Raw genomic sequence first — 13433 nt, forward strand, 5'->3', positions numbered from 1 at the left:
TTCAAAAAGTTAATTAACAAGTTCTAAATATCCAGCCATAGGCTTCGAGCCATCGCGTTTGTCAATGATATAGTAATAGGTTCCACCGGGCAGGTTCGTGCCCATCAGGCTGATGCCTTTGTTGGACTGGCCGTCGAAGAAGATCTGTGAGTTGTCATAGCCTTCTGCTTCGTACACCAGCGTGCCGGCGCGGTTGAAGATCTTCACCAGGTTGTTCTCGAAATTGTCGATACAGCCGATGTAGAAGATGTCGTTGGCACCATCGCCGTTCCGCGACACACCGTTGAAGGGACGGATGTCGGTTTTCACCGATACGTCTTTGGTGGTGGCGCATCCCAGTAACGAAGTCACTGTAACGGAATAGGTCCCTGCATCCACGTTCGTCACGATCGGGCCGGTCTGGAATACCGTGTTGCCTTGGGTCCATTCGATCTTGTCGATTTCCACCGTGTTGGTGATAAAGAGCGACAAGCTACCGTCAGGTACGGGTTGTGTGCCGTCTATCGGGGCCGTACAGTGGGTGGCGACAATGCTGAAATCAAATTCAGGATACACAGGCAGGGCAATGATCTCCTCGCTCACGAGCGGCGATTTACAGCCGGTGACGCGGCTGGTAGCCGTCGCCGAATAAATGCCAACGGCAAGGCTGTCATACTCGTCGCCCACAAAATCAGGTGAGGCTTTCTCTGCCTGACCGATGTACCAGTCGAAGATATACTCACTGACGTTTTTGTTTACCGAGACCGATAACGCTCCATTCTCTTCCCCCACAACACAACTGGTCACCTGCGACAAGATTTCGATCTGAGGCATAGGAATGGCCACTGGGCTGTAGTTGATCTCGATGGTGGCGGTGTTTGTACAGCCGGTTATTCTGTCTTTTGCCAATACGGTGTAGACTGTATTATCAGGAGCGATCTTCGCCTTCAAGCCATCGACTTGGGCACCTTGATAGAAGCCACCGGGCAGGGCCACGGGAGGAAGACCTTCGAACCAATAGAAGTCGTAGTTGACGAAATCACCGTTCACGGAAGCAGATGCCACCCCGTTCGGAATGGTCGGATCACAGTTCGTTACCGGCATTAATGCTTCAGCCGAAACCGGAGGGTATACACGCTCATCGTTGAACGGTACATCTGTGCCAATCATACAAAGCGGTTGGTTTGTTGCAGGGTCGGTGGTTGGATCAAGGTTGTAAGTTGCTACCACCGATATTGGTTTGTTCAGGTCGAGAACGGTCAACGTGATTTCCTTTTTATTAAGAATCGTCACATTGTCGACTGTCCAGTTAAAGGTGAAGTCGTTTTGATTGATGGCAAGCGGAACGCCGGTGACGTCATCGTAGCCGCCAAATGTCACAGCCGCCAGCGCCTTGGGGTTGTCTGCAACCGGGTCGAGCGCGATGCAATTTACAAGCGGCGTGGAAGAAGCATCGATGTAGATTGGATTCTTCGACGACTGAACTACGTAAGTATCCTGCGCGACACAATCTGTGCTGCTGTTGGTCGCCACGACATGATAACCTTTTGGGGCAAGGGAAGCCGACGTTATACCCGTTACTTCGTCCGTGTTGGAAATGACGCCCGCAACGCCGACCTCATACCATTCATAGCTGTAGCCTGTAGTGCTCGTGCCAGAAGCCAGCACCTTCAGGGAGCCCGTCGTGCGGCCCACGCAGTGGATCTCGTTTTGGAATGCAATCAACGTTACGTCCACCGTATTTTTGGTTTTATCGAGAATATCAAAACTGGCTGTTACATCGCAACTGCTGGCCACATCGGTGGCCATAACATAGTAGCTGCCCGCTGCCAAATTAACGCGGTCCCAATCATTCGGATCGACGTCCGGAACCACCGTGCCATTGTCCTGACGCCAATCGAAAGTGTAAGCGGCAAAAGGCGAGGTCACTGTGTTGGTGCCCGCTTGGATCCGTTGAAAAGCGGCTGTACCCTCAGCCTGGGGGGTGTTGCTTCCATTCGCAATACAATGCAACACATCCGTGGTAGTCAAGTCGCCATTGGCCATGTCCACCGATACCAGCATGGGCTTGTTGCCGACCGTAAAGGTTCGTGTGGTAGAGCAGCCGATGTTGGCAGGTGCTGAGGTATTGTATTTTACCGTTACGGTGTAATCACCCGGTACTAAGTTGGCGATGTCCTTGGTGAAGGCGCCATTGGACCAGTCATAGGTGTATTCCGAAGGCGTTCCCACCAGCCCGAGTGTGATGGCGCCGTTTCCGGTCAACGTGGTGCTGGTTTTGCAGAACGTGTTGGTCGAGGTATTGGCCGCGGTGAGGTCGCCGTCGATAACGGGATCGGTTGTCACTTGTTTCAATACAACCGTTCTAGCAGCACGGCAGCCTGCTGTGGCTCCTCCCTTGGCTACTGCCACTATGGTATACGCCTGCGGTCCGAGAGGCGTCGGGGGCGTTGCATATTGGTTGCTGGCGTCGCCCGCTAGAGTGGCTATGCCGGAACCGGATTTGGGATCGACACTGCCCGGATATAGGAATACGTCGTAGTTGGCCTGACCTCCAGTGAGGCCCACCAGTTCCACGACAGCTTCACCATTGATTTGGGTTGGATCGCAATTGGTTATGTCGGTTTGAGAAACGTAGTTAAGCTTGTGTGAGGCCACAAATTCCAGGTCAAACTGTTCCTCTTGCTTGCAGCCGTTGTCAAGGTTCGTTACCTGCACGGTATAGTTGCCTTGCGCGATGTTATCTTTTTTCGAAGACGTTGCTGTGTTGAAGATATCGGTCGTCAGTGGCGTACCGGTCGCCGTTCCACCGTCAAACCAAGCGAAGTCATACCCGTTGGTGTTGGCTGTGGAAACTCCCGCCTGTAAATACCCGGTGGGTGATGTACAGTCGGTGGGTTGCTTGAAGTCGGTCAATGCAATGGCGAAGGGAACGACGGTGTTCGCGACGGCGATGGTCCTGGCGGGTGTGGCGCATTTCCGGGTTTTGTGAATGGCCTTTACGGTGTAGGTTCCATCGGGGATACCCGATAAGAGGTTTGTTTTATTGGCCGGAAAGTCGGACGCCGCCTTTTCGGACGAGCCGTTATACCAGTAGAAATCATAATCGGAGGGCAGGTCGGGAGAAACGGTTTTTACTTCGATTCCACCGTTCGTGGGAACGCACTGCGAGTTGGCAATCGGGTCAATTACCAGCAACTTTACAGGCACTACGCCGTCGGCGATTAGCACGTGCTTGGCGGCCGTACAGCCGGAGGCCGTGTTTCTTACTTTTATGGTGTAATACCCAGAGGCCACGCCACTCAAAATGTTCTGCTTTGCGTTAGCGATGGGGTTCGCGGTGCTCTGACCGGTATACCATTGATATGTAAAGTCGGCGATATTACCCACAGGCGTTACCGAAGCCGCTCCGGTGAGTGCGGTCACGTCGCAGGAGATCTGATCTGCTGTGGCCGCGACGGTGATGCTTGGAGGCGTGGTCTGGATGATGCTCACGGTCTTGGGCGCCGATGCACACTTGGTTGAGTTCTTCGTGGCTACGACGGTGTAGGATCCCTGCGTCAGGTTGGTCCAGGTATCGCCGGTGAAATCGGGCGAGGGCTTTACTGCACTGCCAAGGTACCACGAAAATGTATACCCCGCTGTCACACCATCGGCCAACGCTGAGGCTTTGCCAGTGGTAGCGGCCGTACACAAGGCGTCTTGCTTGCTGGCGGCGACCACGGGCTTCACACTATTGTCGGGAAGATTATACGAATCGAATTGCTGGCAGCCCGTGGCTTTCTCGATCACCAACACCGAGTACGTAATGGCGACCAAACCGGCGATGTTATGGCTGTTTCCGATTTTTGGATCCGTCAAGACATCCGTGCCTTGATACCAGTCATAAGAGTATTTGTTGCTACCGGGATTAACGGGATTGCCACTGCCGTCTAGAACAACGGCGTCAAGGTGACCATTCGGGTTGTCCTTGCAATTGGTGAGGCCACTGATGAGGTCGATGCGAATGCTGAATTTGCTAGCGATATTATCTATGATTACCGGCACTGTGTCGGAACTACATTTGGCTGTTTTGTGAATAGCGTAAACCATATAATTTCCGCCCGGAATGCCGGTGTATTTGGCTCCCTTGTAATCAGCCGATGAGATCGGCTTGGCCGTGGTTCCAATGGACCAATAAAAATCATAGTCGGTGTCGTTCTCCACCCCGCCCGTCATCACGTACGCCCGGGCTGCACCGTTGTTGGGTGAGGTGGGGGAGCACGTAATGTTGTCTTGTACTTTGATGGCTGTAAGCTTCACCGGCTTTGGATTGATGGGCGCCTGAATAATATTGTTCCCATAATCGCACTCAATAAAATTGGTGTTGGGTAATTTTATCGGAGTGGGCACGGTCGTGCCACCGTCGTTCAAAACGATATAGAGTGTGAAGAAGGAACCGGGGCCGGTTACGCTCAGGTTCGTCAGCGTTTGTTCTGCGCCTACTGTAAGGTTGTTCAACGTCACCTTGGTGGTGCCCAACTTATTAGCGTTTGCCTTGGTCGGGTCGTTGTCATAGAAAGAGATCGGCACATCGCCGCTCAAACCGTTGTCGCCCTTGTTCTTGATCTTGAACGATACTGTAAAGGTCAACGACGGACACGTGGGCTGATCAACCGACAGCGAATTATCGACAAAGGCCAAATCGGGCGAAGCATATTTCGGACAACCCAGCGAGTTGAGGAAAGGCGATTGGTTGAGGAAGCTGTTCAGTGGCCGGTTCTTTCCGGTAGTACACACATTCTCCGAAAAAGCGAGATGGTGTTTCTGCTGAACCTTGGGAATCGTCAGGTTGTCGTTCACGTTCACGTTGAAGTAACCGTGCTGGTTCCATACCCGTCGCGCAGGCACCCAGGGCTCGCCACCCGAACGGAATACGCGCACCTGGGAGAACTCGGCCTGGTTAATATCACAGAAATTTTTGCGATCAGAATCCAAATAGTTAGGGTCGTTGGGATCGATGATACCCCCATTTTGAACGAAGTCGATCGTACGACAAGTCACACACAATTCAGTCGAACCGTCAGCATCTACGTCAGCCACCACGGGATATTCGCGGTTAGTACGCGACACACAGGGTTGCTGTGTAAAAACCGAGCCGTCGGTACCGTCAAGGATGTAGATGAATTTTTCATCGCGGTATACGATCTCGGATTTTCCGTCGCCATTAAAGTCAAAAAGCGTACAGCCTGTGTTTCCCGAGGTTTCTTCGAATACAGTTATTTTAGGCCACAGCGGAACCAGTTTGGTGGCGTTGGCTGGATCATCTTTCAAGGCATACAAATATTTGCCCGATACATAGGCCAGGTTGGGTTTTCCATCGCCGTCAAGATCGGCAATGTTCACGCGACCCGTGCCTTGGTGCCATCCGTTTTTATAATAGTCGGAAGTGGAGGGAGGACACGCTTGAATGGTTACGTTGCCGGCCATGGGATCGGAGTAGGTCTTCACCGTGCCCGTCACCAAGTCCCAGAAGAAGATGGTTGTGTTTCCGTTGTTGGTGTCTTTTCCAGAAGCAACTACGTCCAACGAGCCGTCGACGTTCACGTCGGCGACACTGGTAGCATCGATGTCAACCCTTTTGCCATAGTTGGTGATAACCATTTCCTGGTTTATCGTACCCGCTGCGATGTTGACGCTGAAGATAACGCCACCACAGACTAACTCGAGGTTGTCATCTTTTACAACATCGGTGGGTTTATGGGCGGTTTTGGTGGCGTCGCTCAACACGTCCACAGCCACAGGTCCACCGTTGAAGCTGGACCAACTTCCGCCTGGCGCTACTATGGCGGCCCCGGTTTGGGCATTGTAGATCGCGTTGCGGGCATAGATCTCTTCCTTTCCATCGCCGTTGAAGTCTGCGATCCCGATGGTACCAGGATCGCCTGGAAGTTTGGTTACCCAAAGTTGATTGAGGTTACAGTCAAAAGCATATAGACTCCAATCGGTACCGAGAATGAAGATTTCACCGCAGCCGCCGTTGCCATTGTTCAGGTTGGCGATGGCTATGTCTTCATAGGCAGGCGTAAAACTCACTGATAATTGTTTCTTGATTTTATTTACCCCCACTGTCGCTGGCGGCGTCACGGTAGCCTTACCGTCCAGAATAAATATCTTTTTCGAAAACTTGTTCACCGTCATCATCTCCGGCACTTTGTCGCCGTCGATGTCTCCTACTACGGCCCGTCCCAGGTGGTTAGCGGTACCGTCGGGCGAAGCCGATTCCAAGGACAGGGTAAATGCCGGGAATTGTGAAGGTTTCACTTCGCAAAGCAGGTCATTGCCCACATAGCCACCGGTGCAGACCACCTGGTTGGCACAATCCTTGTCGAAGCAGTCGATGAAACCGTCGCCGTCATCGTCCAGGCCATTGGCACAGATCTCCTGGGCGTGCGAAACTGTTGCGCATAAGCTTAAGCACAAGGCAAACAAATAGACGTACCTTTTCATAGGTTAGAAGAGTTATAACAAGCCAAATACTATTGCCGCTAAAGTGGCGGTTTACAATATGTGAATTTCAATTCAATCGATATCGTAACATTACGTGTAAGATTTTAGTAACGGTTCATCTAACCCGACCCCCTGACAAAAAAAGTACCAATCTCTCAAAACCGCATTTAAAGCCCATCCAAGACTATCTCAATAGGGTAATACTTCCCGATCTGGGCATACTTTCTTCCCCCTCGCAACGTATGATATAGTAGTAAACACCGTCGGGCAGCCGCTTTCCGTTGAAAGTGCCGTCCCAATTGTTCTGATAAGGTTTCGAATTATACACTTTCACACCCTTGTCATCGTAAATCGTGACCTCACACTGGGGGTATTCATCGATCTTTCCCACCATCCAAAAAGGACTGACAGCGTCACCGTTGGGGGAGAAAAAATTGCCCGGCAGGAGCTTATTTACGATGGCTTCACCCCTCACTTTCAACTGCACCGTGGCAGAGCCACTGCAACCGTTACCCCCCTTACCCGTCACGGTGTAGGTGGTGGAAGCAAGCGGTGTAGCTACCGGGTTGGCAATCGAGGGATCGGAAAGCGTTTCAGTCGGCGTCCAGCTAAAATCCAGCAGACCTTCGGCAGTTAACTGGGCGCTTGCCCCTTCATCTATTTCTTCCGGTGTTGCGGTGGCTGTAACGGTAGGGGCAGGCAGGCCACCGATGGCTTGCTCCGCTTTCAACTTACAGCCGTTGGTGGCTACCACGTCCACAGTATAATCGCCCGCCTCGTGCACGGTTATGGTGGCGCTGGTTTCCCCCGTACTCCATAAATACGAAGTGAACGTGTCGTTCACCCCCAGTACCAGGCTGGACTCGGGACATACATCAAATGTATTCTCTGCATTGGTAATAAAAAGGTCCGGTGCGGCGGTGATCGTGATGGGCTTGGAGGCCGACGCGGGGCAGGCATTGCCGGTGTAGGCCACGGTAAGCTTTACGGTGAATCCTGCGGCGGTGGTAAAAACGTGCTTGGGATTTTTGTCACTCGATGTTTTTGTGTCGCCAAAGTCCCAGGCATAGATAACCGGGGCTGCGGGATCGGACGTGGATTGATCCGTAAAACTCACTTCTTCGCCCTTGCAGGCTGAGGCCGGCAACGTGAAGTTGACAACCGGCGGCGCCACCACCGTTATGACGGCCGACGCAGATTGTGCCACCGGGCAACTGGGGTTGGCCGACGTGGCAGTATAATAATATTCACCACTCACGTTTTTGCTCAGTGTGGTGGAAGTAGCGCCGGGAAGCAGGCCCGCCGTTTTCTCATACCATTGAATGGTAAAATCCGTAGGCACAGTCACCGCGGGGTATACCGAAAGTGTCTTGGCGCTGGGAAGACAGATCAGGGCTGAGCCCGAATAGGACACTTTGAAATCCGGAATGTCCACGGCTTTCACTAAGATGGGATCAATGCGGGCCACGCACCCGCTGGCGGCCTTGGTGTTCAAGGTGTAGACGCCCGCATTTTGTAGCTGGAAGTTTGCTACTGGGGTGGGGTTAACCCCAGAACCCGTATAGTTTTCAGGACCGGTCCATTCATAGCTAAAGCCGGCACCAAGATCGTTGTTCACCACCAAGTTCATCGTGTTGCCGATGCACACCGGCCCATTGGACTGGGGATCAGGATTACCCGCAACGGCACTTGCCGAAATGGTGACCTTCACCACGTTGCTGGTTGTCTTACAACTTCCTCCCTCCGAAGTAGCGGTCACGCTGTAGTCGCCCGTGACGGTAGGAGAGAATTGATAAGTACCCGGCGTTGTCGTACTGGTAGTGGCATTGAGCCACTCGAATGTGGTAGCCCCACCGTTGGTGGAGGTCAGTGTGAGCGGGAAACCGGAGCACACATTCAAAGGACCCTCAGGAGTAACCTTCGGGATCATGCACGCATGGTTACGGAAGATCGACACTTTGGACGCCGGTATGTTCAGATTGTTGTCGTCGATGCTGGTGAAGGCAATGTCGGGTTTGCCATCGCCGTCTACGTCGCCAATCGCGACGTGGCGATTAATGTAGTCGGTGGCTTTGAGAAGTGTCGTAAAGGAAAGGTTACCCGGTGTGCTGGTATTGTTCAGAATGGTGAGCGATTTTTTCGTGATCGACGGGGCAACGATGTCCGCCTTTCCATCGCCATCCAGGTCACCGAAGTCGATGCCCCAGGGGTTGGTGTCGGTTAAGAAAGTTTTGAGCGATCCAAACGATAAAGTTCCTGAAGTACTGGTGTTCAGGAAGATCCCGAGGTTGGAAGAAGGCGAGAGTTGGGTAAACGCGATGTCCGATCTGCCATCGCCATCCAGGTCGCCGATCTTTAAGTTTTTCACCGTGTTTCCCACGGGTAGCGTAAGGGCGGGCGACATCGTCACCGCACCAGGCGCGCTGTTGTTTTGAATGACGTAGAGATCGGTGTTCGTAATAAATTGGTTGGTCACGATCTCCGGCAGAAAGTCGCCGTTGAGATCTTCTACCGCCAGACCGTCCGTGCTTTTCCAATCGGGTAGCGGGATCGTGATGGGGGTCGCGGAGAAAGAAAGCGTGGTGATGTTGGGTGTGGTGTTCACCAGCACGATCACACTATTGGTGGCCTGCGAGGTCAGGATCACTTCCGGTTTACCGTCCAGGTCCAGGTCGGCGATCTCGATGCGGTTGGGTGTTTTGCCGGTGAGGGGAATCTGGGTTTTTGCAAAGCTGATCGCTCCGGGCCCGATGCTGGTGTTGCGCAGGAAGAAAACATTGTCGCCGGTGCCTTTTTCGGTGGCCACGATGTCGGGCTTGCCGTCGCCATTCAGGTCGCCGCATTTCACCTGGAGGGAGCGGGTGCCCAGCGAGATGTTGAACGTACCGGACATGTTGAGCGAGCCGGGAGTGGAGGAGTTCGACAATACCAGCAGGAACGAGTTGTTGTCGCGCGCTGCGGCAATATCGGGTTTGCTGTCGCCGTCGAAGTCACACATGCAAAGGTCATAGAGACCTTGTGCTACGGGTACGCCCGCAGGGTAGTCCGTTTGCGAGCCGAAGTTAGCGGGGTCAATGCCCGCCGCGCCTCCAAACGACAAAAAGAAGGGTTCACGATAATAGCCGGTCAGACCAGTGACGCCGCTAAAGCGGGTTACGGAAATATCCTGATAGGTAGCGCCCGAGGGAACCTTGACTTCCAGCAGTTGATCAGTGGCCTGTAGGATCGCCGCCGGGGTGGCGCCAAAAAACACCACCAGTTTCGTGGCGTCGTTGCCAAAAAAGCTTCCTTTCAGCTGCACGATGTCGTCCATGCTGCCTTTCACTTTGCTGATATCCTTGATTTCCGGCCGCTGGGCAAAGGCGGCGGGCATGATCACGAGGAAGACGATCAGCAAACCAACGATTTTTGTAAACAAGCTAAGAACTCGCTTCATGGTGTCATAAATGCATTCTATCCTTTAAAATGTAACCCCGCGCCCATCCCAATCCTGCTATTTCGTCGTCACAATGAGCACACGGGCCTCTTTCAGTTTGGTATACGTCTTCAGGTTCCGCACTTCCTCGTGGGCCTCCGAGGCTTTTGTGGTTTCCAATACGTGCACATAATACTTTTTATCCGCAGGGTTGTAGAAGATCTCGGCGTTGAACTTGTCGCCGATGAGCTTGCGCTTATAGCCGTCGGCCGCCGTAAAGTCGTTGAACATCCGGATAACTACGTAGTATTTTTTCTTCGCTTCCTCGGTGGTCTGGTTGATGGCATTCGGATCTTCTGTCGATTCCTGGAAGCGCGCCGTGTGTTTCTCGTTGGGTGATTTCACCAGGGTCGAGCGCAGCACGGGGGCAACACGTTTGAACTTCTTAGGCTTGCCCAACTTCAAACCGAGAATGACCTCGTGGCTTCCTTGCGAAAATCCATTCTGCGGCTGGTTGCCCGGCTCGTAGGAATAGCCGATGAGAAAACGCGAGGTGTTGATGCCGAGGTTGCCCGTGAAGCCATAGGGTAGCTTGTATGAACCGCCGATCCAAAAGTGTTGCGAGAGGTTCAGCTTCCCCAGAAATTCAAACTGGCTGTTGCCAAATTTCGAATACTTATAGTTGAAATAAAACTCCAGGGGCGCAATGGCTTCTTGTGTTTTCACGCTGCGCTTCAGGCCGCCTTTGCTTTTGCTCACAATGCGGCTTTCCACCTTGCGTTTGTAATAGATGGAAACAAACACGTTGTCGGAAGGCGAAACGGTGGTGCTGTTAAAGCTGGCGTCGCTGTTGAACTTGGAGGGAAACATCTGCGGCAATGCGATCCCCACGTTGAGGCCGGAGCCCGAACGATAGAGGAGCCCGAAACCAGCCGCCGGTTGAAAATTATTGGCCAGGTAATTGGCAATGGCCGGATCGTTGGGGTCGCTCACCTTCGTCATGTCGATGGTGTTGGAAATGGCCCCGCCCGAAAGTCCCAAAAAGAGCCAGTTTTTTTGCCCCATGGGAATTCCATAGGCATAGGTTAGCGAGAAATCCGTGGTGTTCAGCAACCCTCTTTTGTAGGAGGATATTTTGCCGCCCACGCCTGCGCGCGATTCGTTCATCATGGAGGTGACCGAGAGGGCACCGATGGTGGGCGCACCCTCCACGTTGGTCCATTGTTGGCGGTAAAGGGCGTAAATCTGCGTGTATTCCGTCAAGGCTTCGGCTGGATTGTACAGAAAGGGATTGACGTAAAAACTGTTATAGACAGGGTAGTTTTGTGCGAATACAGAAGTACCGCACAAAAAGAGCAAGCCAAAACAACAGTTAAAAAAATTGCGCATTCACTTCTTTATATGGGCAGAGGCGTAAAAGTCACTCCAAAAAACGAACCGAGCATCCCATGCCAGCCAAAAAAATAGTTATTCATGCATCTCAACCGGCTTCCGTAAGCGGTCGATTCACCGTAAACTCACGAATATACAACGTTTTTTGCTTTTATTGACAGCCTATCTTCTTTAACTTATGGGCTTTGCATTATTTTTGTACTGATTTTTTTAACTACCTGAAATCCAAGTCTAAAGTGAAAGCTTTTTTTTCGAGTGCACTGTTGGTTCTTTTTTGTACGGTCCCTGTCTTTTCGCAGATCCTGGTAGGCCCCGAGATCGGGGGTAATTATTCCTGGACGTCATTTGGCGACAAAGACCTGAAGGATGTCTACAACGTGTCGCCTGTTTTCGGTTTTCACGCGGGCGGCCACCTGGCGTTCCTGGTGCGCAAGCGTTTTTTTCTCCATGCGTCCCTTTTGTATTCCACCAAAGGCAGAGTGCTGAAAGGCGACCCCAAAGGCGCTGATTTCGATGCTGAATTTAAAAATACTTCGAGGTACAACTATATTGACATGCCCATCAGCTACACGGTCGATTTCAAAGGCAAGATCGGTAAGGGAAAAGAGTTCAAATATTTTCTTGGCATTGGTCCCAACGTCAGCTATTGGCTCGGCGGTAAAGGCACGGTCTATAACAGCGAATTGAAAGAAAATAATTTTTCAGAACAGAAATACAAGATCGTATTCAACAAGGACCCCGCCACGCAGGGTTTGGATGAGATGAATGTGCAAAACCCGAATCGTTTACAACTTGGACTGAACCTGGTCGCCGGAGCGGTCTTTGAACCGGGATTGCGCCAGCGCCTCATGGTCACCATCCGCTATGAGTTGGGACACACTTACCTCGCAAAAAGCAACGGTACATTTACACAGACCTATTTTCAAGACCCGCTTCAATCGCGCAATCAAGGGTTCCGTATTTCTGTCGCGTACCTGTATGATTTGAAGACCGAAAACCGCAAGCGCGGCAAGAGCACGATCGACCGGAAAAACCCCGGCAAGATGAGAAAGCGCTAGTTAAAGGCGCTATTTAGAATTCGATCTTTTTCTGAGAGACATTTTTCTCATAGAGATACATCATGATGCCATCCTTCAAACCCACTTCGGGAACGAGAATAGACGATGCATTGGCCCACTCCATCACTTGAATGTAGATGCGGCTGGCGGGAATGATCACATCGGCGCGGTCGGGGTTCATCTGCAGTTTGTAGATGCGTTCCTCCAATGAAAAACCCTCGATCATGTCACGGATGTCTTTTACTTTTTGACGCGAGATGGTTTTGCCGGGCTTCATCTTGGCCAACTCGAAGATCTTGCTGATGTTACCCCCCGTACCTACGGCAGTCACCTTGCCAAACGATTTCTTGATGTGCTCCTTCACCCAGTGCTCCATGTCTTCCCACATCACCGGCGAGTCGTTGCGTTCCAGCACGCGCACCGAACCGATCTTGAACGAACGGGTCTTGATCTTTTTGCCTTTCACATAGAGGTTCAACTCCGTGCTACCACCGCCCACATCGATGTGCAGATACGTCTTCTCGGTGAGGAACGAATGTATGGCGCGGTTGATGAGCTCGGCCTCGCGGTTCCCGTCGATGATGTGGATCATCACGCCCAACTCGTTGGCCACCTGGTGCACAAGCTCAGCGCCATTCTCCGATTCGCGCATGGCCGACGTCGCACAAAACATATAATCGTCCACTTCGTATAAGTCCACCAGCAGCTTGAAGGCCGTCATCAGCTTCTTGAACTTGCCAATGCTCTTGTCGCTGATACGGCCGGTAGTGAACACGTCGTGACCAAGACGGAGCGGGAAGCGCACATACTCCAGCTTCTTGAAAAGCAGGGTGGGGGAACTGTCCAATACCGTGGATACCTGAAAACGGATGGCGTTGGAACCAATGTCGATGGCTGCTAGTTTCATTATCAGCTCAAAATTAAGCTATTGGCTTTTTATTTTAAGCACTTATTGTTTTTCTTTGCACTGCTTATCCAGAAAGACTGAGGGAACGGGCCCGAAGAAGTCTTAGCATCCTATTCCGAAATCGAAACCGGAATGTTGTGCTAAATCCCATTCCATCCGCCAGCTGGCAGATGGGAAAAGATAAGTAAACCCA

At 52.1% G+C, this 13433-nt stretch carries 5 protein-coding genes and 1 riboswitch; of the genes, 1 reads left to right on the forward strand and 4 read right to left on the reverse strand.

Going from position 1 to position 13433, the window contains the following annotated elements; all coding sequences use genetic code 11:
- Positions 1-9 precede the first annotated feature (9 nt).
- The 3 genes from D4L85_RS20655 to D4L85_RS20665 all read right to left on the reverse strand — a co-directional run bounded on the left by D4L85_RS20655 (position 10) and on the right by D4L85_RS20665 (position 11272).
- Positions 10-6468: a T9SS type B sorting domain-containing protein gene (locus tag D4L85_RS20655; protein ID WP_119756089.1), complete on the reverse strand. Its 6459-nt coding sequence runs from the start codon at positions 6466-6468 to the stop codon at positions 10-12.
- A 184-nt stretch (positions 6469-6652) separates the two neighbouring features.
- Positions 6653-9904 carry an FG-GAP-like repeat-containing protein gene (locus tag D4L85_RS20660; RefSeq protein WP_119756090.1) on the reverse strand — a complete coding sequence of 1084 codons (3252 nt, stop codon included), beginning with the start codon at positions 9902-9904 and terminating at the stop codon, positions 6653-6655.
- 57 nt (positions 9905-9961) lie between these two features.
- The gene (locus tag D4L85_RS20665) at positions 9962-11272 is read right to left on the reverse strand and encodes a PorP/SprF family type IX secretion system membrane protein (RefSeq protein ID WP_119756091.1); all 1311 of its coding nucleotides are present in this window, start codon (positions 11270-11272) and stop codon (positions 9962-9964) included.
- Positions 11273-11511: 239 nt separating this feature from the next.
- Here D4L85_RS20665 and D4L85_RS20670 point away from each other — a divergent pair, with 239 nt between their 5' ends.
- Entirely contained in the window at positions 11512-12333 is an 822-nt protein-coding gene (locus tag D4L85_RS20670) for an outer membrane beta-barrel protein (RefSeq protein WP_160143883.1), read from the forward strand.
- A 13-nt stretch (positions 12334-12346) separates the two neighbouring features.
- On the opposite strand, the gene D4L85_RS20675 is transcribed toward D4L85_RS20670, so the two are convergent.
- On the reverse strand, positions 12347-13240 hold the full coding sequence (locus tag D4L85_RS20675) for a Ppx/GppA phosphatase family protein (RefSeq protein ID WP_119756093.1): 894 nt from the start codon (positions 13238-13240) through the stop codon (positions 12347-12349).
- A gap of 61 nt (positions 13241-13301) precedes the next feature.
- Positions 13302-13427, forward strand: a riboswitch (SAM riboswitch).
- The last annotated feature ends 6 nt before the right edge of the window (positions 13428-13433 follow it).

Source organism: Chryseolinea soli (assembly GCF_003589925.1).
Lineage (GTDB): Bacteria > Bacteroidota > Bacteroidia > Cytophagales > Cyclobacteriaceae > Chryseolinea > Chryseolinea soli.

Bases quoted from the DNA above. Each gene is read 5' to 3' on its own strand.
- D4L85_RS20660 (WP_119756090.1), bottom strand. From the start codon at position 9,904: ATGAAGCGAGTTCTTAGCTTGTTTACAAAAATCGTTGGTTTGCTGATC.
- D4L85_RS20655 (WP_119756089.1), bottom strand. From the start codon at position 6,468: ATGAAAAGGTACGTCTATTTGTTTGCCTTGTGCTTAAGCTTATGCGCA.
- D4L85_RS20675 (WP_119756093.1), bottom strand. From the start codon at position 13,240: ATGAAACTAGCAGCCATCGACATTGGTTCCAACGCCATCCGTTTTCAG.
- D4L85_RS20665 (WP_119756091.1), bottom strand. From the start codon at position 11,272: ATGCGCAATTTTTTTAACTGTTGTTTTGGCTTGCTCTTTTTGTGCGGT.